Source organism: Planctomicrobium aquicomposti (assembly GCF_051466325.1).
Classification (GTDB): Bacteria; Planctomycetota; Planctomycetia; order Planctomycetales; family Planctomycetaceae; genus Planctomicrobium.
Genome location: NZ_CP195792.1, coordinates 2233113 through 2258690 on the forward strand (window position 1 = coordinate 2233113; position 25578 = coordinate 2258690).

Annotated in this window: 21 protein-coding genes; 12 read left to right on the plus strand and 9 right to left on the minus strand. The window is 58.6% G+C overall.

Annotation, left to right across the window (positions count from 1 at the left end; genetic code table 11):
• Positions 1 to 70 precede the first annotated feature (70 nt).
• Positions 71 to 754 carry a DUF2238 domain-containing protein gene (locus tag SH664x_RS08595; protein ID WP_437206703.1) on the minus strand — a complete coding sequence of 228 codons (684 nt, stop codon included), beginning with the start codon at positions 752 to 754 and terminating at the stop codon, positions 71 to 73.
• 194 nt (positions 755 to 948) lie between these two features.
• Here SH664x_RS08595 and SH664x_RS08600 point away from each other — a divergent pair, with 194 nt between their 5' ends.
• The gene (locus SH664x_RS08600; RefSeq protein ID WP_437206705.1) at positions 949 to 1305 is read left to right on the plus strand and encodes an RNA recognition motif domain-containing protein; all 357 of its coding nucleotides are present in this window, start codon (positions 949 to 951) and stop codon (positions 1303 to 1305) included.
• Between the two features lie 266 nt (positions 1306 to 1571).
• On the opposite strand, the gene SH664x_RS08605 is transcribed toward SH664x_RS08600, so the two are convergent.
• On the minus strand, positions 1572 to 3503 hold the full coding sequence (locus SH664x_RS08605; RefSeq protein WP_437206706.1) for an ATP-dependent helicase: 1932 nt from the start codon (positions 3501 to 3503) through the stop codon (positions 1572 to 1574).
• Between the two features lie 696 nt (positions 3504 to 4199).
• On the opposite strand from SH664x_RS08605, the gene SH664x_RS08610 reads away from it, so the two are divergent.
• Together SH664x_RS08610 and SH664x_RS08615 are read left to right on the plus strand one after the other, a co-directional pair.
• Positions 4200 to 5303, plus strand: a complete 1104-nt coding sequence (locus tag SH664x_RS08610) for a HEAT repeat domain-containing protein (RefSeq protein ID WP_437206708.1) — start codon at positions 4200 to 4202, stop codon at positions 5301 to 5303.
• Between the two features lie 398 nt (positions 5304 to 5701).
• Positions 5702 to 6676 (plus strand): AAA family ATPase, encoded by a 975-nt coding sequence (locus SH664x_RS08615; RefSeq protein ID WP_437206710.1) that lies wholly within the window; start codon positions 5702 to 5704, stop codon positions 6674 to 6676.
• Between the two features lie 97 nt (positions 6677 to 6773).
• Here SH664x_RS08615 and SH664x_RS08620 read toward each other — a convergent pair whose 3' ends face one another.
• From SH664x_RS08620 to SH664x_RS08645, 6 genes are all read right to left on the minus strand, one after another.
• The gene (locus SH664x_RS08620) at positions 6774 to 7754 is read right to left on the minus strand and encodes a hypothetical protein (protein WP_437206712.1); all 981 of its coding nucleotides are present in this window, start codon (positions 7752 to 7754) and stop codon (positions 6774 to 6776) included.
• A gap of 490 nt (positions 7755 to 8244) precedes the next feature.
• Positions 8245 to 8793, minus strand: a complete 549-nt coding sequence (locus tag SH664x_RS08625) for a CinA family protein (protein ID WP_437206714.1) — start codon at positions 8791 to 8793, stop codon at positions 8245 to 8247.
• Positions 8794 to 9212: 419 nt separating this feature from the next.
• A complete protein-coding gene (locus SH664x_RS08630) occupies positions 9213 to 9632 on the minus strand; it encodes a hypothetical protein (protein ID WP_437206716.1) in 420 nt (139 codons plus the stop codon).
• A 51-nt stretch (positions 9633 to 9683) separates the two neighbouring features.
• Positions 9684 to 11684 (minus strand): flagellar filament capping protein FliD, encoded by a 2001-nt coding sequence (fliD, locus tag SH664x_RS08635; RefSeq protein WP_437206718.1) that lies wholly within the window; start codon positions 11682 to 11684, stop codon positions 9684 to 9686.
• 272 nt (positions 11685 to 11956) lie between these two features.
• Positions 11957 to 13369 (minus strand): flagellin, encoded by a 1413-nt coding sequence (locus tag SH664x_RS08640; protein ID WP_437206719.1) that lies wholly within the window; start codon positions 13367 to 13369, stop codon positions 11957 to 11959.
• Between the two features lie 108 nt (positions 13370 to 13477).
• Positions 13478 to 13783 carry a hypothetical protein gene (locus SH664x_RS08645; protein WP_437206721.1) on the minus strand — a complete coding sequence of 102 codons (306 nt, stop codon included), beginning with the start codon at positions 13781 to 13783 and terminating at the stop codon, positions 13478 to 13480.
• A 164-nt stretch (positions 13784 to 13947) separates the two neighbouring features.
• Between SH664x_RS08645 and SH664x_RS08650 the strand changes: the two genes are divergently transcribed.
• From SH664x_RS08650 to SH664x_RS08665, 4 genes are all read left to right on the plus strand, one after another.
• The gene (locus SH664x_RS08650) at positions 13948 to 16392 is read left to right on the plus strand and encodes a tetratricopeptide repeat protein (protein ID WP_437206723.1); all 2445 of its coding nucleotides are present in this window, start codon (positions 13948 to 13950) and stop codon (positions 16390 to 16392) included.
• Entirely contained in the window at positions 16389 to 17201 is an 813-nt protein-coding gene (locus SH664x_RS08655; RefSeq protein WP_437206725.1) for a hypothetical protein, read from the plus strand. The genes SH664x_RS08650 and SH664x_RS08655 overlap by 4 nt, the downstream gene beginning before the upstream one ends.
• Positions 17182 to 17583 (plus strand): hypothetical protein, encoded by a 402-nt coding sequence (locus SH664x_RS08660; RefSeq protein WP_437206726.1) that lies wholly within the window; start codon positions 17182 to 17184, stop codon positions 17581 to 17583. Before SH664x_RS08655 ends, SH664x_RS08660 begins: the two co-directional genes overlap by 20 nt.
• Before the next feature lie 148 nt (positions 17584 to 17731).
• Complete coding sequence (locus SH664x_RS08665; protein WP_437206728.1) at positions 17732 to 18685, plus strand: sigma-54 interaction domain-containing protein; 954 nt, start codon at positions 17732 to 17734, stop codon at positions 18683 to 18685.
• A gap of 133 nt (positions 18686 to 18818) precedes the next feature.
• Here the strand turns inward: SH664x_RS08665 and SH664x_RS08670 are convergent, their stop codons facing one another.
• Positions 18819 to 19181, minus strand: a complete 363-nt coding sequence (locus SH664x_RS08670) for a hypothetical protein (RefSeq protein ID WP_437206729.1) — start codon at positions 19179 to 19181, stop codon at positions 18819 to 18821.
• 30 nt (positions 19182 to 19211) lie between these two features.
• Here SH664x_RS08670 and SH664x_RS08675 point away from each other — a divergent pair, with 30 nt between their 5' ends.
• From SH664x_RS08675 to SH664x_RS08695, 5 genes are all read left to right on the plus strand, one after another.
• A complete protein-coding gene (locus SH664x_RS08675) occupies positions 19212 to 19358 on the plus strand; it encodes a hypothetical protein (RefSeq protein ID WP_437206731.1) in 147 nt (48 codons plus the stop codon).
• 331 nt (positions 19359 to 19689) lie between these two features.
• Positions 19690 to 20820, plus strand: coding sequence for an alkaline phosphatase family protein (locus tag SH664x_RS08680; protein WP_437206733.1), 1131 nt, complete (start codon positions 19690 to 19692; stop codon positions 20818 to 20820).
• A gap of 103 nt (positions 20821 to 20923) precedes the next feature.
• Positions 20924 to 22390 carry a sulfatase gene (locus SH664x_RS08685; protein ID WP_437206735.1) on the plus strand — a complete coding sequence of 489 codons (1467 nt, stop codon included), beginning with the start codon at positions 20924 to 20926 and terminating at the stop codon, positions 22388 to 22390.
• Between the two features lie 712 nt (positions 22391 to 23102).
• Positions 23103 to 23693: a sigma-70 family RNA polymerase sigma factor gene (locus tag SH664x_RS08690; protein WP_437206736.1), complete on the plus strand. Its 591-nt coding sequence runs from the start codon at positions 23103 to 23105 to the stop codon at positions 23691 to 23693.
• Complete coding sequence (locus tag SH664x_RS08695) at positions 23674 to 25083, plus strand: serine/threonine-protein kinase (protein WP_437206737.1); 1410 nt, start codon at positions 23674 to 23676, stop codon at positions 25081 to 25083. Before SH664x_RS08690 ends, SH664x_RS08695 begins: the two co-directional genes overlap by 20 nt.
• Positions 25084 to 25578 lie beyond the last annotated feature (495 nt).

Sequence of the window (25578 nt, forward strand, 5' to 3'; positions counted from 1 at the left end):
AGGAGCGTCTGCTTTGGAAGAAGGCGGACTGCTTGCTCCTCTTCCTTTTCAGAATCAACGTCCTGATTGCCTAGCCATCTGCGGCTTCGGATCGACTCACTCGGGCGGACCCGCGCGCAAGAATTGCGACTCCGGCCACCAGGGAACCGACGAGATTGGCGACCAGATCCCAGCCGGTGTTCTCGTAACCCCCGACATTTGTCTCGGGCAGAATCACGGTGGCGATAAACTCGATCACCTCATTGAAGGCGCCAAAACCCATCCCGGCCATGATGCAGAGCAGGACCAGTCCCGGCGACGGACTGAGGTCGACTCCGCGGTTCGCCAATGCCCGTTGCAGTCCCTGCCAGCAAATCCATGTTGTCAGCCCAAAGCCGTAGGCGTGAACGACTTGATCGAACTTCAATCGCCCCGGAATCAGCCACCAGTTATAGAGGACCGGGTCCGCTCCTGCGCTGACTGTCCATTTGGAGGGAATCGTCGCGAGGCCACCCAGCATGTGCAGGAGCCCCCAGAGCGAAAGACCCCAGAGCGAAAGCGGATGGAGTCGAACCTGAAGGTGCAGGAGCGTGACCAGCGTCAGCACGATCACCAGCACCGCGACATAAATTAAAAACTCGCTGTTTCCCCGCTGCAAAGAGATGACAAACGCCGGAAGGATATAAGCGACGGTGAACAGCGCCGCTGCCCAATCGGATTTCGAGAAGGCGATGAGCGGACGTTTCCGGTTGTGCGTCATTGAGGAAAAGTTCATCGGATATCGTTCCTAGCGAAGAAGGGAGGGGGATGCAAGGAAACCATCAAAATCCGTTGAATCGAGGGAAACTGCACTCTTTATTATTGCAGCAGCGATCTGCTACACTCCGCACATCGTAAGGACTTGTGCGGATCGGGGGATGGCCCTCTCCGCAGGCCTGACGAGCATCTTTTAAGGCAGGCTAGAGATCAATGGAATCGAAATTGTACGTGGGCAACTTGTCCTACTCGACGACTGAGGATGATCTGCGCGATCTCTTCACTCAGGCGGGGAATGTGAAGTCCGTATCATTGATCAAAGATCGTGAAACGGGACGGTCGAAGGGATTCGCGTTTGTGGAAATGACGACCTCAGATGAGGCCCAGAAGGCGATCGACCAGTTGCATGGAGCTCAGTTCCAGACACGTACGCTGACTGTGAACATCGCTCGTCCTCGTGAAGAGCGTCCGCGTGGAGGCGGAGGATTCGGTGGCGGCGGCGGTGATCGTCGCGGAGGCGGCGGTGGAGGACGGGGACGTGACGACGGTGGCCGTCGTCGCGACTGGTAATCCGATCCCAGCCGCAGCAGATTCAGTCCTACGATCTCGTCTGGCAGTTCACAGTCGTGCGCTGCTAGACGATTTTTTCATCCGGTGATTTCGAGGACTGGGAAACTTTCACTCTGCAGGTTCGCTCGGCCTGCAGGTGAATCCTCCTCACACCGGATGTTGGGCGCCGTAGGTTTCGACGTCCTTCATGCTGACCGCGAAGCGCAGCAGCTCCAGCCTGTGAGCTACTGCAGCAAGTCAACCGCAACGACGCCTGAGCGGTGGCGTTATCCCTCTCCCCGCATTTCTTTCAGAAAGCGTGACGGAGCGGAAGGGCGAGGCTTGCCCCACTTCCGCCGACTCTCGGCACGTGTCAACGTCAAGGACTCCTGAGCGCGCGTGACGCCGACGTAGGCCAGTCGGCGTTCTTCCGCGATTTCCCCATCGGCTCCGTCGATGGTCCGCTTGTGCGGCAGCAGTCCTTCTTCCATGCCCACCAGATACACCCGCGGGAATTCCAGGCCTTTGGCACTGTGCAGGGTCATCAGCTTCACTGCGTCGGCATTGGCCATCGCCTCCTTGTCCGGTTCTTCATCACGGCGCTCCAGGGCGATGCCCGACAGATAGTCGTGCAGAGACGGAGAGGAGGCGCGGTCCACATAGTCCGCCAGCGAGTTCACATAGTCTTCGAGGACCGCTTTCCGCTGGGCCTGCTGTTGTTCGTCCTTGTACTGACGTTCGATTTCCCGTTCGTATCCCACCTCTTCGAGCAGACTTTTGACGAGTTGCGGCAAGTGCGTGGGATGCTCAGTGAATCGTGTCCGCCACTGGGCAAACTGCGACCGCAGCCGCTTGATCGCCTCACCCGCTTTAATTGAAATCTCCCCGCTCTCCACAGCTCCGTCGACGGAATCCCAGAACGTGGCTCCCACTTTGACGGCACGGGCCAGCACCTTTTCCGCCACGGCATCACTGATCCCGCGTGCGGGTGTATTCACAATCCGCAACAGCGCCTGCTCGTCGTCATCGCGGGAAATGACCTTCAGGTAACAGAGGAGATCCTTGATCTCCTTGCGATCATAAAACGACTGACTCCCCATCAGCACATATGGAATCTGTTGTCGACGCAGTTCCGATTCGAACAGCCGCGGCTGCTCATTGGTTCGAAACAGAATGGCGAAGTTGACGAGTGGAATTCCTTTTTTCAGATGCAGGAAACGGATCTCCGCGACCACCTTCTCCGCCTCCAGCTGCTCATCGGGATATTCATTGAACCGAACCTCCTCCCGTGCCGGCTTGTTGGCCCGGAGCACCTTCCCATGGCGGTCGCGATTGTGGCTGACAAGGCTGTTGGCGACCTCAATGATTCTGTCGGTGCAGCGGTAGTTCTCTTCGAGTCGAATGACTTTGGCACCGGGGAAACATTGCGAAAAGCCGAGGATGTGCCGCACATCCGCACCACGCCAGCCGTAAATTGACTGATCATCGTCTCCCACCACACACAGGTTCCGATGTTCTCGAACGAGCGCTTCGACAATGCGGAACTGGATTCCGTTTGTATCCTGATACTCGTCGATCTGGACATGGCTGAAGCGGTTCTGGTGCTTCCGGAGCACTTCCGGAAAATCGATCAGCAATTGGTCGGTCAACAGCAGCAAATCATCGAAATCGACCGAGCCCGACGCCTTCAGAGCCTGCTGGTAACGTCGATACCCCATCGCCGCCAGATACTCTTTGTCGTCTTCGGCGATGTCGGCGGCGCGATCGGTGGCCAGTCCGGCGGATTTCCATTTGCTGATGATGGAGAGAAAGTCTCCCGGCCGCAGGGCTTTTTCCGTGATGCGGATATCGCGGAGAACTTTTCGGGCCAGCCCTTCCTGATCACCCCGGTCGAGAATGGTGAACTTCGAGGGATACCCCAGCTGTGTGATGTCCTGCCGCAGGATATCGACGCACAGCGAGTGGAACGTCGAGATCCACGGACGCTGACGGGACTTGCCGGTGAGGGCCTGCGTCCGCTCCAGCATCTCTTTGGCGGCTTTATTGGTGAACGTCACCGAGAGGATTTGATCGGGGCGGACCCCCGAACGCATGAGCTGCACCATGCGCACGGTAATTACCCGGGTTTTGCCCGTCCCCGCACCCGCGAGCACCAGAACAGGTCCATCCAAGGTTTTCACCGCTTCCCGCTGAGCGGCATTCAGCTTCGACAAATCCATGACATCTCAGTCGTTACAGTACGAGGCACCGGAGACACGTTCCGGTGCAGAATTTTAAAGGGGTTCCCCCGCGGGGAAACAGGGCAGCGGGTCGGGCGAAACGATCCGATCGGGAGACGAACTGAGCGTGCACCGCTTCGTTCGTCACAGTCAGAAAGAGTCTTACGCGAGGATTGCCCTTTGCAGCTTTCCCATCTTGGTCCGTCTGGATCGATTGTAACGACTATCGGCCCGGCAAACTCGCCAGCATCTTACCCAATCGTCACGACCATTATAAACAGCACCGAAATCGACGTAAGTCCTTGCCCTAAAATGAGTCCTGAGATGCTCAAGCGCTTCAATCAGACCCGCCGATAGGGTTAGTCAGTCCCCTCGAACCGAACTCTTCGTACGTCAGAGTGATCGTTGCCGAGGTAGTCACCGAGTCAGGAAGGCTCAGCAGGGGATGGGTGGTGCTCCGACGGCGACGCGGGGTTCTCACGGAGGAACCAGGACGTTCACCAGTCGAATTTTTTTGCCGTCAATGCAAGCAGGTAAACGCTGGGTCGGTCGATGGTCGGCCGCCGCGAAGCTTACCGAACTGCGACATCTGTGGCGGAACGTGCTCTTTGTCCATGAAAGGCACGCTCCAAGACGCTACCGGTGTGAGGACGGCGCCAAAAGTAAAATGTCCCCAAGGGAAGGAGACGCTGCATTATGAAGTCCATGAAGACCTTTGTTGCTGTGGCTGCACTGGTCGCGCTGAGCACCAATGCTCAAGCGGGCCTGTTTGGTCACCTCAAGGGCTGCGGCGCGTCCAAATGTTGTGACTGCGCCCCCACCTTTCAGCCCGAATGTTGTAAGCCGACGATCGTTCGGCCCTGTCATCGTAACGTGTACAATTATCAGCGTTCCTGCGCCAAGCCGCTGGGATGCTGCGACAACGCCTGCGACAACGGTTGCGGTCCTGTGTCGAACGGCTGCCTGAACAATGGCGGCGCCTGTGACAACGGCGGAAACGGCTGCGTCAACGGCAATGCCTGCGTGAACGGAAACGGCTGCGTCAATGGTAACGCCTGCGGCGCTCCCTGCGGTAACGGCAATGGTTGCATCAACGGCGATGCCTGCGGTGCACCTTGCGGTAACGGCAACGGCTGCGTCAATGGCAATGCCTGCGACAACGGCAACGGCTGCCACAACACCTGCGGTGCTCCGGCTGATCCGGGCTGCGGTGCTCCCTGTGACAGCGCCTGCTGCCCGACCGTTGATCCTTGCGAAATTGCAGAGCTGATTTATCAGTCTCAGACCGCTTGCTATCCTCGCCAGCGGAAGGCTGCTCTTCGCAAGCTCGGCAACCGCTATGACTGCGTCTGCAACCCGGAAATCATCAGCGCCTTCGTCTACGCCCTGAACGACGCTGATCACCGCGTCCGTGCTGCCGCTGCTGACGAAATCGGTGACCAGGTTCGCAAGAACCCCTGCTGCTGCAGCCAGTGCACCGTGAGTGCTCTGACCGTGGCTCTGGCCGACTGTGATCGTGGTGTCCGCCGCCAGGCCGAACAGGCCCTGAAGGCTTGCGGATACGACATCATCGACGGAAACTGCGACACCTGCTGCGAAACCGGATGCGTGGCCAGCTGCTCCCCCGTGAGCCAGCCGGCAACTCATTCGCAACAGCCGACCCAGTCCACGACTGGCCCGGCTCCGGCTCCTCCGGTTGAAGGCGAACGGGCATACTTCCCGAAACGCCAGGCAGAACAGACCGCTCGCCCGGCTTCAGTCCGCAAGAGCCTGAACAACCTGTTCAGCCTCGCTCACTGATCCAAGTCTGACCACCTCGGTCAATCCGACAACGAAGAGTTCGATCGAAACGGCCCTTAACCGGGCCGTTTCTTTTTTTGCGCGCCCCCCTTTGGCCGCACAGGCGTTCAAAAAAGGGTCGCACCGGGGAATTCCCGGACTATTCTGGGGGAGGAAAGAGAGCAGAGGCCCCGCACGCGGACAAGGCTCGCCTGGACCGCCTTCCGGTCTCGATTCCACCTCATTGAGCCACGATCGCCTGCGACCTGGCGGAATCGCCCTGCTCATCTTATCGCTCACTTTGGAATCGTGAGGCATCCGCTCGCCTGTTGGACCGGTTCACTCTAAGATCAGTTCGCGGCGCCACACGAGCCCATGCCGCACGACATCCGACCGCTGCAGCGAGAATCGACCCGCTCATGAAAGAATATGTTGAAATCGACGGCATCCGCCTTCACCTCGGACATCCCGATGCCTCTGCCGGCGAATGGATTGGACAACGGGAAGTTCTCAAGCAGCTGCTTGCCTGCTGGCTGGTTGTCGATCCCCGCGATCTTCCCCTGACCCCGCGCCTGCTCGGAACGCCAGGAATTGGAAAGACCACGCTCGCGATCGCCGCGGCGCATGCCCGCAAGCAAGAGCTGTACATCTACCAGTGCACCGCCGATACCCGTCCGGAAGATCTGCTGGTGACTCCGGTGCTGGCCGAAAGTGGAAAGATCCAGTACCAGGCTTCACCGCTGGTGACCGCCATGATTCGGGGGGGCGTCTGCGTTCTCGATGAAGGGAACCGGATGAACGAAAAGTCGTGGGCGAGTCTGGCACCGCTGCTCGATCACCGGCGGTATGTGGAATCGATCGTGGCCGGAATCACCATTCCCGCGCACGCCGACTTCCGGTGTGCGGTGACGATGAATGATGACGATTCCACCTTCGAGATCCCCGATTACATCCTGAGCCGCCTGCAGCCAACGCTCACGCTGGGCTTTCCTTCGCGGGAAGACGAACTCGCCATTCTCAAGTACCACCTCCCGTTCTCGGACGCCGAGATGCTCAATCTCACCGTTGAGTTTCTGCAGCAGTCACACGAGTTGAAGCTCGATTTTTCAACCCGCGACGGGATTAACGTGTTGCGGTTTGCGTTGAAGCAACTGGCGGCCGATCCGACCCACCCCTTATCGAAAGATGCTGCCTGGCGAGACTCGCTGGAGAAATGCCTTGGTCAGGATGCACTCGACCTGCAATCGCTGGCGGAGCGGAAGCGGCAGTCGTTGGGAGGAAATGCGATTCCGATGGGGCTGGGCGACTTCTTCTTCAATCCCGACCATCCGCTGCACCCGGATTATGAGCCGGATGAGGACGACGAGGAGGGGGACGAGGATCTCGATCTGTGATCGGGGCCGAGGTCTGCACGTCCCGCTGTTGTGAAGTGGCCCCCCGGCCTTTCAAAAGTGACGTCGCAGGGCTGGCTCGGGTGTGCCCGGGAAAGTTTCAGCGCTGAAACAGGCGCGTCCAGCGACGATCCTGCTCCGGCTCCTTGGTCGGAGGCTCGGGAGGATTCTTCTGGGCAGCGGCGGCGTCCGCCAGACCCGCCGGCGTGAGTCCCATCTTGCGAATGTGCCCTTCCAGCTGCTGCTTGATCTGGGTGAGTCGCGCCCGTTCCCGGGTCAAGGTGGCGCGTTCCAGAGAGTTGGCGATTTCCGCCTGCCGCAGCTGTTCGCGCAGCGTGGCCTCCAGTGCCGTCAGCCGGATCTTCAACTCCTCAGGGACATTGACCAGCACATCCCAGTCGGGAAAGGGATTGCGGTTGGACTCCGCGTTCCGGAGCCGACTGGTGAGAAATTGGATGTGGAGATCGCGTGATTCGATGGCCTGCCACAGCTGGGTTTTATCCGCTTCGGCACTGATCGGATGAGGAGCCTCCGGGATGGGAATTTCGACATCGGTGATCTTCTGCTGATCGATGATGACGGTTTCCTGCGCTGGGTCAGGCGTCTGTTCGACGATCGCAGGTGCAGGGGGTGGCTCTTCCACTCCCGCTTCCCGCATCAAACGTGCCTTGGCAGCTTCCCAGAAGCTTTCATCTCCGCCTGTGGCTTTTGCGGGGGCGGCCTTCGGAGCGGGAGCGGTCGGTGCTGACTCCATTGCGATTCGGCTGCGCACCGGCTCGCCGCGTGCAAGGATCGCCAAAATCTGATCGATTCCGTTTTCGATCTTGAGAATGCGGTCTGTCGGCTGCAATTCGCTCCACTCGGCCAGGGCGGATTCGAGCTTGCCGGAGAGCTCTTCCTGTTGGCGGGCCGCCTCATGGGCAGAGGAATGGCCGGAGCCGAGTCGGTCGGCGCCGGAGCGTTTGAGCCGATCCAGCTGTTCGACCGCCTTCTCAAGCTGCGAAGTCAACGCGGCGATCAGATCGTCCTTCTGGGCGATTTGGGCCGAGACAGCTTTTGATTGTTCGCGCGACGAACCCATGAATGCTCTATTCTCTCCGTGAGATTTCTGGTGGACCACCGGGCGCCTCGCTCTGGTAACCCACCCTCAACGCTCACTGATCCCGATCGAGCGGTGTCCGCTTGCTTTCCGGGAGTTATTCCGTGGTACCAGCCGCCCGCCGGAACTGAGACCACGTTCTGTCTTCAGGATCTGCCTCGACCTCGCTGCCCAGCCGAGGCTTTTCATTCAGGGAAAAGCCGTGCATCGGCAGCATCAGAACAGGCAACCTGCTCCAGTCTATGTCATGAATAGCGGAATGCTTCCCGATTACCACATGCACTTCCATCCGGGTGAGAACGGATGAGCGAGCGATCGGCTTGATACCGCTGTAATCGTTGTAATCGGTAGAAATGCGTTCCTGAAGCAGATGACGCCGGTCCGGGGATGCGACGAACGTGCCGTACGGATTCCGTGAGGAGATTCCCTCGGTTGCGACGAAGGCGACTCCCCTCAGTCCATTGCCGGTTCGCTATTTCACCCGCAGATCGACCGACTGCTTGGCGAGATGCTGCAGCACAGCCTCGATCACCATGGTGGCTGCCAGATAGCGGCGGACGAGTCGTAACGGCTGGTCAGGTGTCTCTGCGACACTCAACGTTCTCCGTTGCACCACGGGAACGTTGCTCGCCCGAGTCACGACCCCAATGTAAATCACCCCGTCCAGACCATCAGGAGCACCCGGGCCGACATGGCCGGTGACGGATGCCGCGATGTCGGCTTCGGGGGTTTTCTGCAAAACCAGTTTGCACATCTGCTCGGCCACTCGTGGACTGACCGGGCCGATATTGGGGTTCTCCAGATCGCTCCGGGCAATGCCCAGCCACTCGGCTTTGGTCTCGTTGCGGTAGGTGACCGATGAGCCGCAGAAGAAGTCGGACGAACCGGGAATGTCGGTCAGCGCTGCGGCGATTGTCCCGCCGGTGCAGCTTTCCGCCAGCACCAGCTTCAATTGACGCGCCTTCAGCTCCCGCGCCAAAACGTTGACCGCAGTCCACAATCGCCCATCCACCACCGACATACTTCGCTCCTTCGGCAACCTATTCTGCTTCAGGCCGTTGGCTGCCCCCGGACGGATCCAGTCAGCCTCCTCATCGACAGGTTGCCCAGCGCAGTGTGACGAGGGGAGTCCAACCATCAAGGGAAGACACATTCGCTGAGTAGAGCTAGGTTCGCCGAAAATTGCGAGACACATTTCCGCCGAATTCCTCGAGGGGCAGCTCCGGCTGCCGTCCACTCTGGACAACGCATCAATGATCTGTAAAGCGTTCCGCAGGTCAGGTCGCTCCGCGGCGAGTGGTGCTCATGTGCCGCGCTCTCTTCGGGAATGACCATTGGTCAATCGTGAAGTCGCTCGACGCGAAGAGTCGACGGAATGAGCTGCGGATCTGTGCCATCGAGGCTGTGGGCGATCGACGGCCGGATCAACGATCAAATGCTCTACACATGCAGCACTGTTCGTCGATCGGCTGAGCCGACCGACGAGACCTGACCGGAGGCTTCCAGCTGGTTGGCCTCCTCGCGAATCCCCTCGAAACCAGCACGCAAGGTCTGCAGGATGCTCAGTGCGTTTTCCCAGCCCGTGAGCCCCGGGCTGTTGACCTGTTCAATGCAGAAGACACAGAGGTCATGGATCCGCTGGGCCACTTCGCCGCTGCCGACATCAATTCCATCAAGCAGCAGCAGCAACAGCTTTGTCACGCGAAACCGCTGTTGGAGCAGTTCGGCCTGTCCGCCCCGCCCCCCCTCGTCGATCCCGGCCTCCAGACCAGCGATGGTTGCATCGTAGATCGCGAGCAACATTTCGATTCTGGTCCAGCCGGCAGAGGCGTTGCGACGGTACGCATGAAACGATTGCATGAACTTCAGACTCCTGACAGACCAGCGAGACGATGAGGGGGCGAATCGAAACTATTTTCCAATGCTGCTGAGGCCCGCCAGCTGCGCGCCCAGCAGCGAACTGGTGTTCTGCATGCTGGCGATCGCCGACTCCAGCGCGGTGAATTGTCGGGTGATATCGTCCTTCTGGCGATCAAACGTTGCCTGCTGACGATCGAGGCTCTTCTGGATGCTTTCCAGCTGAGAAGTCAACGTGGACCCGATCGCCTGGAAGGTCCCCTTGGAACTCGACATGTCGACGAGGACCTGATCCAGCATGGAGGCCAGCCCCCGGGAAATCCGGATTTCGGACGTCGCTCCACTCGCCACCTGCGCTGGTGAAAGCGTGACCCGCACCTGCAGATCAGCGGTGTTGGCATTGTCCGCATCGCCGGAAAGGATGCGACCGCGGCCAGTGGCATTTTCCTGCTGACCGTTCACGAGGAAGTACCCGGCCACATCAACGCCGGTGTCTGCTTCGCCTCCGGTCAATCCGAGTATTCCCAGTGCGGAGCCGTCGACCACCGTGACGCGTGACGAGCTACCGTAACTGTCCGAGGTCAACGTCAGCTCACCGCCTGTCCCGATCGCGGCGGTCAGAGCCCGTCCTGTCAGGTCAGGATGCTGATTCACCACGGTTTGCAGCTGCCGTGCCAGATCAGCAGGCGCGTAGGTTCCCCGGGCAAGAGTCACCGTCAGATCCGTCCCGTCCAGATTCAAACGAAGAGTCTCGTTTGTGGCGTCGATCGTCGTCGAGGGGGCGAGGGGGTTGGCGCCTGCGATCGTCGCCCGTTCTGCTGCCTGGGTGATCTGAACCCGATAGGGTGTTGATGAGCTTTTGGTTCGGGCACTCCCCAACAGGAACGACACATTGCCGCTGTCGCTGGTCCCATCGAGAGCAAACAACTTCCGCAGATCTCCTGAGGTGACACCCGACACTTTGCCTGCGATGACGCTCTCCAGCCTGCCCGAGTCAACTACGAGGCTCCCGTTATCGGCGACGGTAATTCCCAGCGAACTCAACCGGTTCGCTTTCGCCGACAGCCCGGGCACCACAGACTGAATCGTCGATTGCAGCTCATTCTTGATCTGACTGATGGAGCGGTCCCCCAGTAGAATTCCCGCCTGCTTGGTCTCGGCGTCGAAACTGGTGTATTTCGAGATCAGATCCAGCACACCATTGTAAGCGGATACGAAGTCCTGAACCGCGGTCGCTGCTCCGCTCGTGTCCTGTGCCACATTGACCGTCACCGTTTTTCCGGCATCGGCTGCGAGCAGGTTCAGCGTCACTCCGGAGATCAGATCACTGACGGTGTTGGTCGACTTGTTGACAACAAGCGCCCCCGGCCCATCTCCCAATCGGATTTGCGCATCCGTGGCGGCCTGCACAGGATAATCAAAATCAAACTCGGGACGAGCGGTCTCTCCATCCGATGCGGTGAGACTGTTTACCACGCTAATCGACTTGCCTTGACCGGTTTCCGTTGAAGTCAGCAGGAGACGGTAGGCGTTCCCCCCGGTGGATCCGTCCTGCACCACGCTGGCTGAAACACCGACGTTCGCGAAATTGATGGCATTCGCCAGTCCGGCAAGCGTATTGTTCGTTCCATCGATGGTGATGTCCGCAGCGGGGCGTCCGCCAATGCGAACCGTAAAGGTCCCCTGGGTGATGGCGGCGTCCGCATCGTTGAACCCTTGCGAAGCGACCTGATGGGCTTTGGCCAGCGATTCGATTTTCAGTTGATAGCTGCCGGTCACCGCCCGCGACGCCGCCGTGGCCAGCACCGCATTGGAATCGGAAACGCTAACGGTTCGGCTGTCGAAGACGCTGTTTTGCGTTCGGCTGAGCTGACCGATCGTCGTCCGCAGTGAGACCAGCTGGGCCTCGAGCGTCTGAAATGCTGCCTGTTTCAGTTGGACATTCTGCTTCCGGGAGTTGAACTGATCAATCTGCTTCTGCTGCACATCGAGCAGACCGGAGATGATGTTATCCGTGTCGATCCCGGAGATCAGTCCGCTGATATTGATCGCCATGACAGGTTCCGGCAGGGATCAGAGTGGATTACGACACGAGATGCGTGAAACTGCTGCAATCTCTGGGCTGAGTGTCGGACGGTGCTTTCAGATTCTGCAACGCGGCGGGAATTCGGTTTGTTGCAGCGCACAAAGCCGCGTGGCGAATACGGGTCGATCCAAAAATTAAAATGCTCTCTTAGCATCGACTCAATCAGAAAACCCGCTGAAGGAATCGTTGCAGATTCTCCAGCGGGCTTCGTTTCAGTTCACACGATCCGCAACCGGATCAATCACTGCAGCAGTCGCAGCACCAGCTGTGGAATCTGGTTGGCGTTTCCGAGTACCGACGTTCCGGCCTGCACGAGCACCTGATTCTTGGTGAAGTTCGCGATTTCGGCGGCGAAATCGGTATCACGAATCACGGATTCGGCATTGGTCGTATTTTCCAGTGTCGTCCGCAGGTTGTTGGAAGTGCTCGAAAGAGTGTTGTTCTGGAACGCTCCCAGGTCGCCTCGCAGGTTGGTGATGTCGTTGATCGCGGAATCGATGATCCCGATCGCGTCCTGAGCCTTCGAGGCGGAGTTCACTTCGATTTCCGACAGGTTGTTAAACTGGTTGCCGGTCACTCCGATCCCCAGCGAATCAGCGCTGACTTTGCTGATCGCGACCTTTGCGGTCTGGTTCTGGTTCGGTCCGATCTGGAAGACCAGTGAATTGTCGCTCACGGTCACGTTCCCCTGAGCACCGGTGACCGACTTTGCGGCGTCCAGCGGATCGGTTGCGAACTTCAGTGACAGTCCCTTGACTGCTCCACTTGTGGCGGTCAATACGTTCCCGACACCGGTGTAGGTGACGCCGCCGACGGTTCCGGCGATATCAACGCCGTTGTCTGTGAGCAGGCCAATTCCGAAGCCGCTGCTGTCGTCTGCGGCAGCCACGTTGGAGGTCACGCTGATCTTGGCTGCGGAGCCGAAGGCGGTCGTGCTCAGGCGGGTATCGCCGCTGACGATGTCCGCCTTCACACCGGTCTGGGCGGTGTATTCATTAATGCGGGAGACGACCTGATCCTGGGTGAGCCCTGCGGAGAGTGAAATCGACACACCGTTCACGGTCAGGATTTCATCGGAAGCGAGCGGATCGGTCTGTCCTTCGCCGGCGACGACGTTGGCCCGCTCTGCAGCGGTTGTCACCACCACTGCGTAGGCTCCGGCGGTTGTGTCCGATGTCCCCTTGAGGAAGGTCACATCGGCATCGGTGACGGTCCCGGTCACACCGGCTGAACCGTCGAGCAGCTTCTTCGTCCCGAATTGCGTATTGCTGGCGATGCGGTTGATCGTATCGAGAGCGTTATTGATTTCAGCCTGATTGGCGGCGAGAGCGTCTTCGTCGTTGACGCCGGCATTGGCGGAATCGAGAGCGAGGCTGCGGACTTTGACGAGGAGATCGTTAATCTCACCCAGTGCTCCTTCCGCCGTCTGGACGAGCGAAACGGCCTTTTCCGAGTTGTCAATCGCCTGGCGAAGACCAGCGATCTGGGCACGCTGCTTTTCCGAAATTACGAGGGCGGCCGGGCCGTCAGCTCCGCGATTCACCTTGAGGCCCGATGACAACCGTTCGACTGACTGGGACAGAGCGCTATTGGCTTTGGTCAGGTTATTCTGGGCATTAATGGAAAGGACGTTGTTAGCAATCGTAAAAGCCATTGATCATACCTTGCTGTGGGTGAGTCCGTCAGGTCCTGATGACGCTACGTCCCTGTAGCTGATACTCCCCATCCTGGGATCATGATCTCAATGACATTCACGGACGGTTCAAAAAAACTCGTGTCTCAACTCTGTATTCGCGAGCCGCTCGGCAGCTTCCCGTGTTCCGTACTCGCCACGAATCAGTTTCGCTTTCGCTGCCTCCACTGCGCTGGCGCGAACCAAAGGTTGACTTTGGAACCGCTCGATCAATCCGGAATATTGCGAACTCGGACCACCTGCATCGGTGGTCGAGCGTTCCTTGCGCGGACCGTCAGTCGCGGCCAGACCCGTTCCCTGTGAAGCACCTCCGGGACGCACTGGTCCCTTCGGTTCCACATGGTGTGGTTCAAGGTCGTACCGACGAATCTGCATGAAACACTCACAGTCAGAACACGTGACGGCAAAGTTATCGAAGCGAATTCGTACAACTTGCTAATTTTTTAATCAGATTGAAGAAAATCCCCCGGGCCGCACCGATGAGAGAATATGCGGGTTACGCCGATCGTAGGGCCAACCGCGACTCCGGATGCAGTGCCATGAGTCCTCTTCACACCCTTTCGCAAGACAACAGCGTGCCGACCCGCGTGGTCGATGTGCTCAAAACGCTGGGCTTTTGCCTGACATCAGTGGCAATGGCAGCCGGCGCAGCGGGGCTGGGGCTGCAGCTTCTCTCTCGGGAAGTGACCTCCAGCAGGCCTGACGTTGTCATTTCACCTGCTCAAGAGCCATCGCTTTTAGCATTGCAGGAGAATGTGCGATTGTTGCGTGTTTCCACACCTGTTCGAAACGGCAACGCCTCCTTAGTACAGCAAGTGGCCCATTTTAATACAGAGACTTCTCGGCCACCTCAGAGCCAGGTGATCGGACGTGAACAGCGAGCGACTGAACTGGCCCAGAATTCAACAGCTCCGCACCACAGTTCGGAATCGAACAGCGACGTCTCCCATCCGTTGGAGGATTCCGCAACAACTCTCCTTCCTGAGGAGGCGAGCCAGCTCCCCGAGTTGCGGGAGTTTGAGACACTCTCTGAACCGCAGATCGATCCGCTTGAACAACTGGCACAGGGAGATGAACTTCTGCTCGAGGGGAACAGCCGACTGGCGTTGCACCTCTACCTTCCACTTGTTGGACAGGCAAGTGGATTGTTTGAGGCCCATCTCCGACTGAGAATCGGTCTTTGCGATGAAGCTCTCGGAGACCTTCGACAGGCACAAATCGAGTATCGCCGGGTTGTCGAGCTGAAGCCCGATTCCAATCTGCTGGAAGCTGCCATTCTGGGACAGGCACGGGTCTGGTCGTTGTCCAGTCGCCGGGAACTGGCGATTGCCACGCTCTACCGGGCGTTACTGGAAGGAAGTCATCCCCGTCGCGACGCGCTGAATTCCCCTTTTCCCCATCAGCTGGGGCTGTTGCTGGCGAGCCGGATCGAAAACTCCGAAACACCTGTGGAACGGCAAGACGAGCCGTTGCAGGTGCGTCAGCTCTCTGTTTTCCAGCCGGTGACCCGGCCGGAAGTCGTTCTCGCGGAGTTGACTGCTCCCCTCCCCCCCTCGCCGGCGGTCGCTCCGCTCATTCCCCACGGAATTACCGTGGTGCAACAATCCCGCCGGACCGTCGACGATACGGTGCTGGATGTCGATCTTGGGCGCCTCACTGTTCCGGAGATCCTTCAGCAGGTGGCACAGCAGACTGGATTTCAATTAAGCCTCCCCGCCACTGCTCAACTCCAGCTGCAGGAACACACGCTGCAATGCCATTACCGCAATCTGCCCCTCGGAATCGTGCTGGATGCATTGCTTGCCCCGTATGAAATGATCTGGATGACAGGAAAGGGGGAGCAGATTGTTGTGCTCCCCGCACAGCAGGCAAGCGGCGAAGAGATCGAACAATATCGTCACCATTCCGCCGAGCGAACATTGCGATTCGCAGGACTGAGCGCGCCGGAGCATCCGTGGAATGCGATCTCCCTGATGGAATTGGGCCGCCTCGCGTTCCAGGCGAATGAGCCGGAGCAGGCAATTCGTCAGTTGACTCAGTCTCTCGAGACCTTCCCCCGGGGGGAACATGTGGCTCTGGCATGGTTCAACATTGCCAAGCTGAGACTGGCTCAAGGGGAAGCAGCGACCGCACTGCAGGCCTTTCAGCGTGCTGTTGATCTGTTGTCGGGACATACTCTGGAACCAATCGCCTATCTGTTTCTGGGTCGGATCCAGTTGGAGCAGGAAGCACCGCGAGAGGCGATCGCGCCGCTGACACGGGCACTCGCCCTTTCAGTCGGAAGCCGCTTCGAGTCGGTCTCGGCGCTGACTCTGTCCTGTGCCTATGTTTTGCTGGGTCATCATCAGCGTGCGAATCAGATTCTGGTGGACCACCGTCCGGCATTCACGCAACCCGCCCATCTCGACCAGGCCGCGTTTCTGGCGAGCCTGATCCGCTACCGCGCTGCAGCTGAACAGCGCGAGCAACTGCGCGAAGGGGGAACCATGATCGCAGCGTTGTCCAATCTGCAACTGTCCAGATGCTTCGGAGGACAATGGCCTTATCTGGCGGGGCTGGCGTTCCGCGACACCGGAATGGTTCCCGAAGAGATTAAAGTCTTTCAGCAATGTCTTGAGACCTCGTATCCCTTCGCCCTGCAGAATCAGATGAGGTCCTCGCTCATTCAGGATGCCGGGCCGACCAGCTCACTGGCGTCGCCGCAGGGAGGCGCAGCGTTACCGCCGAATCTTCGCTATCACGCCCTGATCGCCGATGCCGCACTGGCCTACCGCGATGGAGACCTGCCGTGCGCTCTCTCCCAGTGCTCGGAAATTGTTCGTGATGCCAAAGTTCCCGATCCAGCTCGGCGGGAAGCGCTGAAGCTGATGGGCTATGTCTTCCAGGTTCAGGGAGATCATCGCCGGGCGGTGCAGTGCTTCACGGGCGTGCTGCCAACTGAACAGCCGGCTCCGGCGACCTCGCAACGAGGAGTCCACCCATGAACAGTTCTCTTCCTCGTTTGTGTCTTCGTGGCGGAATCGCACTCGGTTTTGTCGCAATTTTGCAGCTGCTGCCGTCGGGTTTCGCTGCAGAGATTGTGACTACCGACAATCACCCCGCACCTTCCATCAGTCAGACCGCTTTGCCCCTGTTCGATGGCGAGGAGCTGTCACTGGAGCGCGAACTGCAGACCCTGAAGCAGCGGCGGTTCCACGAACTCAGACAACAACTGGAAGAACTGGCCCGGCATCTTGACGCCACACTCGCTCCAGCCACACCGACGACGGAGTTCTTTGAAGAGAGTCCGCAGACACTCAAGGAAGAGCTGGACACGGAGTCAGCTCCCCAACCGGTCCCCGCTCCGCAGCACTCCTCCACTGTAGCCCAGCCAGAGTCGCCACTCACATTTCCCGCATCCCCACCGGAACAGGGCCCGCCGATTCAGGATCCTCTCCACGGCCCTGTGGACCGGTGTGCGCTTGCGAGCAGCCTGTTCGGCACCGCTGAATACGAACTCTGCCTGCAGATCATCGAACAACTGGATTCCGCAAAACTGACACGTCCCGAACAGCTGTGGTGCGAATATCTCGTGGCGAGTTGTCACCGCAAGCTCGGCAACACAACCGAAGCGCAGAAGCATTATCGCCGTCTGATCACTCATGCTGATGCAGACTGGATCGGAGATTTATCCAAGTGGTGGTTGGCCAATCTGGATGAGAAAGCGCGCCTGCAGTCCGACGTTCAGGCACTCAAAACCACCCTTGCCAATTGGGAGGCAGAAATTGCTAAGTTTGAACAGAAGTCAAATTGAGGTCGAGCTGACGGCGGAGCTCCAGCGCCTCGAGCCGTACTATCGACGGGCTCTCGAGCTGATGATCGCTGAAGCCAAAATCCCTGCCACCTGTGCTGCGGATGTGACTGCGTGCTTGAACCGCCTGCAGCCACTCATGTCGCAGATTCAGGCGGCCGAGTCGAAGCTGGCACCGCTCCGCCTGAAGTGGTTGTCTGCCTCGACCCAGCCAGGACCGCAACTGAAAGCCTTACTGCAGGGGCACGAACATCTGCTGAAGCAGCTGATCCAGCACTTGAACGACCTGGAAGCCCGCGCCCGACAGCTGCGGAATCAACTTCTGCCTGCCCTCGATTCCGGCCTGCGACACCAGCAGATGCAACGGGCCTATCAGACACGCTGAAGCAAGTTGCCTTATTGCCCGCACAGCAAGTGTTTCGTCCCGTGAAAGCCTTGCTTCCCTATCGCGAGCCCCGGTTGAATTGACTCCAAAACGCTGACACCCTCAGCACGTTCGCTAACCAGGCTTTCCCTTTTCGACAGGACCTCCCGTGACCGGCGTGCCTCTTGTCTTTCAGTCACAAAAAATGCTGCAGCTGCTGGAACGTGTCCGGCGGTTTGCCCGTTGCGGGGCGACCGTACTGCTGCAGGGGGAGAGCGGCACCGGAAAGGAACTGCTCGCGCGACTGATCCATCAACACAGTCCCCGCCGCCACAATCCTTATTTGCGTGTCAATTGCTCCGCACTCTCTCTCACGCTGATTGAAAGTGAACTCTTCGGACACGAAGCGGGCTCCTTCACCGGAGCGCAGTCCCATCGGGTCGGCCGACTGGAAGAAACGGCAGCGGGAACGGTTCTGCTCGACGAAGTCGGGGAACTCCCGCTGCCACTCCAGGCGAAGCTGTTGCGGGTTCTGGAAGAACGGGAATTTCAGCGGGTGGGCAGCAATCAGTCACTGCGATTCGAGGGCCGCGTGGTCGCCGCCACCAATCGCGACTTGCAGCAGGAAGTCAGAGAGGGCCTCTTTCGCGGTGACCTGTATCACCGGCTGAATGTGCTCACGCTCGAAGTCCCCCCTCTCAGGCAACGTCCCGAAGATATCCCCGCACTGGTCAACCACTTTATTCAGCAGTCCCAACCGGAACTGGAACAGCCCGTGCGCGAAGTCTCTCGTCGCGTGATGCAACAGCTCTGCGACTATCCGTGGCCGGGGAATGTGCGCGAGCTGAAGAACGTCATTCTGCGCTGCTGTCTGCTCTCAACGACGAGCACGATTGAACGGATCGAGTTGCCCACCGAGGCCGAAGCCCCTTCGGAAGACCGGGAAGAAATGCCGTCGCCGTTCGATCGGCTCCCGCTTGATGAGATTGAGCGCCGAATCATTCTGCATCGGATTCAACGATTCCGCGGCAATAAGACCGAGGCTGCAGCTGATCTGGGGGTGACATCCCGAACCCTGCGGAACAAGGTTTCTCACTACCGCCGTCTGGGCTTCGTCCACTGAGGCGAGTTTGAGTCTGTTCTGATCCTTGCTCGGCCCCCCCCTCGCCACGCGGTGTTGTGCTGTTCAACAACCAAAGCGCCAGCCTCGCTCTGACTGGCGAGAGCAACCGGCTCCGGAAGCCGGATTGGACTGTTCAGGCAGGAGTGCGCCCACTGCCACGCTGCTCGGCATCGCCCTGTTCGACTTGCAAAGCCCCGATGTGGAGGCAATTCTTGTCAGGAGACAATGACGCTGCGGCGTAATTTCTGAAAGGCGACAGATGCGTGAAGTCCTCTCGAATCTGCTGTGGATTGGAAATGCGCGTGACGCCCGCGACGCCAGAGCTGTCATGAGAACAGGATTGGAAGCGGTTATCGATCTCGCTGTGGAGGAGCCGCCTGTTTGCCTGCCACGCGAGGTCATCTGTTGCCGGTTTCCTCTGCTGGACGGGGAAGGAAACTCGGCACTGATCATCAATTGCGCGATCGACCTGTTGGTGAGCCTGATCAGAGGCCATCGAAGAACTCTCATTGCCTGCAGTGGTGGAATGAGTCGCTCACCGCTGATGGCGAGTGCCGTCGTTGCAAGAATCGAAAATATTGGTCTGGATGACGGCATCCGATTTGTGACACGAACTGGTCCATGTGATCTCTCTCCCATGTTGTATGCGGCATTCAAAGAGCTGGTCGCCTAGAGAACCTGGCGCATTGCTCCTCGTTTCATCATCCGGCGGACAATGGTCATCCTCGATGGGATCGGCGGTTCACAGCAAATTCGACTGGCCGGTGGGATCTGCCGGGAGCGATGGTTGCGACAGATCGTCATCCCGACTCGGGCCTGCGTTGAACCTGTCGCAGGGGGGCTGTGAGTGCTTCCCCGTGCGCCGATCCTCATCGTTACTCGACGCGTGATGGTCGGGCTCCACGAACTTCCGCGTTGCCAGAATGGACCGGTTCCCTTGAAAACACCCGGCGGGCTCACAAAACTTGGTGACAACTCACTTCTCTCACCAAGGACTTGTGCTGATGGCCGATTGCCCGCTGCGCTCCGTGTGGTCCTGTCTTGTTTCCCTGTGCTGGCTGATGGTCGCGGGGACTGCTGTCTCTGCTCAGGGCCTCAAGACCGAGAACGTCTTTCTCATTACAACCGATGGCCTGCGCTGGCAAGAGGTGTTCACCGGGGCTGAGAAAGACCTCATGAACAAAAAGCATGGCGGAGTTGTGGCCGCCAAGGAGCTGGAGGACAGGTACTGGCGGGAGAGCCCGGAAGAACGTCGGGAGGCGCTGCTTCCGTTCTTCTGGGGGAAGATTGCCCGTGAGGGGCAACTCTTCGGGAACAGGAATGCGGGGAGCGAGGCGCAGATCACGAACGAGATGAAGTTTTCCTACCCGGGGTACAACGAGTTGCTGACGGGCTATGCGGATCCACTGATCACCAGCAACGACAAGGTGCCGAACCGGAATTTTACCGTGCTGGAATGGCTGCATCGCCAGCCTGAGTTTGACGGCAAAGTGGCAGCGTTCAGTGCGTGGGACGTGGTCCCGTTCATTATCAATCGCGAACGGTGTAACTTCCCGGTGATGGGAGGGTGGGAGCCGCTCCCGGAAGAACAGCCGAATGCGAGGCAACAGCTGTTGAATGATCTAATTGCGGATACCACCCGCCCCCACCGGGCTGAGGTCATCGATTCCTTTCTGTATCAGGCGGCGCGCGAGCATCTGCTGCGACATCAACCCCGTGTGATGATGATCGGATTTCTGGAAACCGACGCCTGGGGCCACGCGGGACGCTACGACAACCTCCTCAATTCGGCCCATGCCGTGGACACATACATTGAACGTCTGTGGAATCTCTGCCAGTCGCTGGACCAATACCGGGATAAGACAACATTCATCATCACGACCGATCATGGCCGGGGAACAGGACTTGTCGACTGGAAGAATCACGGCAAACAGATCGAACGGGCCGAGGAGATGTGGATGGCGTTTCTCGGACCCGATACGCCTCCTCTTGGAGAGCGCCAGAACTGCCAGCGCGTGACGCAAAATCAGATCGCCGCAACACTCGCTGCATTTCTGGGACAGCATTACCACGTCGAAGTCAATCGGGCGGCGGGCCCCATCGCCGACGTTCTGCCGAAGCAGCCTGAAAAGTGATCCGGGTGCCGCAGTCCTCCCAGACTGTGGCCGTGCAGTACCTCTCCTGCCGTCTGCATGCCCCATCAGATCCACCATTGGTGATTTTCGAAAGTCGCCCCCTGTGAACCGTTTTCTTCTGATTCTGGCTGCGGTCTTCTCTTTCATTACGGGTACCCAAGGTGCGGAGTCGACATCTCCGACTCCATCGGCTTCCCAACGCTGGAACATCCTGTTCATCACGATCGACGATCTGGGAAATGTGCTGGGTCGCACGCGACCGGCCGGTCTCGAAACACCCCATCTCGATCGATTGGCAAAACGGAGCGTCTTCTTCGAGCGGGCCTACTGTCAGATTCCCCTCTGCAATCCGAGCCGCGCTTCATTTCTGACGGGACAGTATCCGGATGCTCTCGGAGTCTACGATCTGAGTGCCCACTTCCGTGACCGCCACCCCGCCATCAAGACAATTCCCCAACAGTTCCGGGAGCGTGGCTGGGAAAGTGGCCGGGTGGGGAAGATTTTTCACTACGATGTCCCCGCACAGATCGGGTCCAACGGTCTCGATGATGCCGCGTCCTGGGATGTGGTGATCAATCCTCGTGGGAGGGATGTGATTGACGAGCCACACATTATTAATCCGACACCGTCTCGGCCGATCAGTGCCGCTCTGAGTTGGCTGGCGGCCAAGGGGAGTGATGCGGAGCAGACCGACGGGCTCATCGCCTCTGAAGCCATTCGATTACTGGGATTGTTTGGCGAACGGCCGTTTTTTCTGGGAGTCGGCTTCTTTCGTCCCCACACCCCCTACGTGGCACCCGAAAGCTATTTTTCCGTTGAAGACGCGGCAGCGTTGCAACTCCCGCGTTTTAAGCCTGCGGAGTGGGACACCATCCCTCCGGCAGCGATCCCGCATAACGTTCCGGCTCCGAACTACGGATTATCCGAAACGAATCTCAAGCATGCACTCCATGCGTATCGCGCCTGCGTTCGTTTCGTCGATGCTCAAGTCGGGAGGATTCTCGATGCGGTGGATCGTCTGCACCTGACGGAGTCCACGATTATCATTCTGTTAAGCGATCACGGCTATCATCTTGGCGAACACGGATTGTGGCAGAAACGGACTCTTTACGATCCCTCCAGCCGTGTCCCGCTGTTGATCTCCGTGCCGGGGTCTGCGGGAGTGGGGCAGACCTGTCCACGCGTTGTTCAGTTAATCGACATCTTTCCGACGCTGCTGGAGCTGACGAATCAGAATTTCGACGGCAGTCTTCCCGGAAAAAGCCTCGTTCCGCTCCTCTCTGATCCGCAGAAGGACTGGCCGCATCCCGCGTTTACCCAGATTCTTAGGCCTGGCCAAGACTCGGCAATCATGGGACGAGCAGTGACGATGGAAGACTATCGCTACATTGAATGGAACGAAGGGACGCAGGGTCGACAGCTGTTTAATCTTCAACTCGATCCTGAAGAACTCAACGATATGTCAGGACAGGATGAATACGCGCCTGTGATGAAGACGCTGCGTGACACGTTCGGCGAGTCTGTGCGCGGAACACCGCCGCAGACACCATACCAAAAAAGACGCCTCTGAACTGCCGGATTCTGAGGTCGCCTGAAAGCGTGACCTGCGTTGAGGCGGGGGATCATGGCCTGAACGTGATGCACCGATCGTCGCAGTGATGGAGACGACACGGTCGCAGCAGGAGGTCAGTCCCTTTTGGCCGCGCCAAGCCGTCCATCGTTAAGCCTGCAGGGTTACCCGGGAGCGAGCTTGTTGCTGAATGGGTGCCTGTCACATTCGGGCCACGTGGATTTTCCATGTTCACGACGTCTGCCGCTCACACGTCGAGCTAAACGATCTCCTGCCCGAATCTGACTCACGCGGGATGAATTGGTGATCAAGGAGTCGGGACCAGCTTTAGGGGATCCGCTACTTCTTCATTGAAACCGGCAGCTCATCGGCTCCGTCTTGGCCAACCTACTGGAGCCCCGAAACGACTTTAACGCTTAGTGAATCGGGGCGATTTTCCCATCGTGGTCAGCGCGGGCAATCTGCTCCCTCAAAATGAAGCAATTCGCAGCGGCGAGAGACGCGGGTCGGGGAACTTGTGGCGTTATAGAACAATTCATTTCAGAATTCTGTGAGGTGTAATGCCACTTCACTGAAAGATTCTACGGCGTCCTCTCGTAATCTTTGCGAAAAGCTGGCCGGCTGGCGCCTCATCCCCCTAACGAGGAAGGCTGTCCCGGCCTCTCCGAAATGGTTTATTTTCATCCCTTCATCTTCTGCAGTCTACTCGCCTATGACCGCAACGAGCGCTTCTTTGCTCCGCGACCTGAGAACGGGACTCGCTTCGGAGCGCTGGCCGGAGTTCGTTGAAACCTATGCTCCACTGATTGAGTCGACTGTCCGTCGTACGGGTGTCGCCGGCAGCGATGTCGACGACGTGGTTCAGGAGGTCCTGATTCAGTGTCTGCGGGCGATTCCCGGCAGGACTTATGACTCCAAGAAGGGGGGGCTGCGTCTCTGGCTGCGTCGCGTCACGATGAATAAGGCCTACGATCGTCTCCGTCAGCGAACTCAGTTGCGATCGCTGGAAGCCGCTGAGGATATTGCTGCGGAGAAACTTCCTGCATGCGAGGAGGAGTGGAATCGCGAGTGGCGCGCGCGGATGTTGCAGACCGCTTTTCAAACGGTGAGACAGCAGTTCCGGGAACGAACGTGGCTCTGTTTTTCAGGTCATATGCTCGAACGTCGCGCGGCAACCGAACTCAGCATGGCACTGGGGATCTCGGAAAATGCGGTCTACATCAACAGCTCGCGCGTCTTGAACCGGGTGAAGGAATTTTGCGCTGCTCAGGGTGAGGAGCTCCATGATGTCTTCACCCTGTAATCCACCGCACTCCTTGACGAGCCGAATCAATCCTGATGAGACGACGAATGATCCGGAATATATTCGCCACTATCGGGTGATCCGGCGCCTGAGCGAGGGGGGACAGGGAACTGTCTATCACGCTTATGACTCACGTCTCCGCCGCGATGTGGCGATCAAACTGGGACGGACAGCCCAGCCTCAAAGCGTCGCCAGCCTGAATCGAATGCTGGAGGAAGGGGCCTGGCTTGCAAGAATCAATCATCCCCGGACCCCACGGGTTTATGAATGTGGCCTGCAGTCAGGTTTCCCCTATCTGGTGCTGGAATACATTCCGGGAATGACCCTGGCGGAATATTCCCGCACCGGAAAGTTATCGAGCCAACGAATTGTTCGACTGATGAATGAGATTGCGAGCGGGGTCGCGGCAGCCCATCGCTCCGGTATTCTCCATCTTGATCTCAAACCGGAGAACGTGCTGGTCACCCTCGAAGGGACCTGCAGGTTGATCGACTTTGGGCTGGCCACCGAGCTTGCCCAATCAACTGAAACTCAACTTCTTGCTGTTGCGGGGACAACGAGCTACATGTCTCCGGAACAGCGAACGGGGGGCTGTTGCCGGCTTTCGGCACGGACAGATGTGTTCGGACTGGGAGGAATTCTTTTCTTTTTGTTGACTGGCAACGCGCCACTGGACTCGGAGCCATTGGCTGCCGATGCGGTTGCAATCCGACTGGAACAATCGTTTGTCCTGCTGCAGAAGCAAAAACGAAGTGATCCCTTCCTTGCAGCAATTTGTCGCCGGGCCCTGTCGGTCAAACCTGACAATCGTTTTGATGACGTGGAGGAATTCCAACGGCATCTGGCCTTGTGGGGTAGAAGGCCGACGTTTTTCCGATCAGCCTGTATCGCAGGACTGCTTCTCGCGACAGGGTTCACTGCAGAATGGACACTCAGCAACAGAACCTTATTGGCACCCTCGCCCCTGGAGATGATTACGTCATCCCATAAGGAACAGCGGAGAGTCGTCCGACTCGCGATTACCGCACAGTCTTCCCACAGCGTACGGATCGTGCTTGAGCCGCCGGGCAAACCGGCAGTTGTGCTCGACTGGACACTGGCAGAAGGGGCGTCGCCTCAACGCTTACAATCCAGCGAGCGATCGAGTGAACTTCATCAACGGCATCATCCCGTGAGAAAACGGATCCCATCCCTTCAACAGGCTGAGCTTCCAGCGGACTTTCGGCAGCTGAGGGGGATTCCGGCATTCTCTCCCGGGGAAGACCTTCTCCCCCGTCAGAGTGTGGATCTGCGAGATTTCTCATCAACGCCATCAGATGGTGCCCCGCAGATCAACCACGCGCCGCCGAATGCCGCCGTGATGCTGCAAACCGCCAAACGCGTGCTATGAGTCTTGCCCGTTCCGCGTTTGGTCATCTGCCGCAGCGCAGCCCGATTGCCGGGCACTGCGAACCTCGCGGAGTGGACCGGGCTCGGCGAACACCCAAGCCCCGAATCTTGTGACAGAGTCGCCAAAGTGTTTTTTCACTTTGTGAGCAACTCTGCGAACCCTTTTATTTCGTTCCTGTCTCATCATGAATTCCAGCGTTAGACCGCGGCGAGCCCTCCTCGTTCGCAAAACCAGACCTTTCCTCAGGGTTACTGAAATGTCTCCTCGCAGAGTTCATCGTCCGCTACGTGATGCATATGAACGAAATCAGTCCGGTCTCGGCTTGCGGGGCGAGTATCGGCACGTGTGACGACGTTCTGTTCGAGACAGGCCTTCCGGAGCCCGGTGTCAGCAGAACATCGGGCTTTTTGTGCATGACCATCAGCCGTCCTTGCCACGCGCAAGTCAGCATTTCACCGAGCGCACCGATGGCTGCATGGGCACTGGAAAGTACCA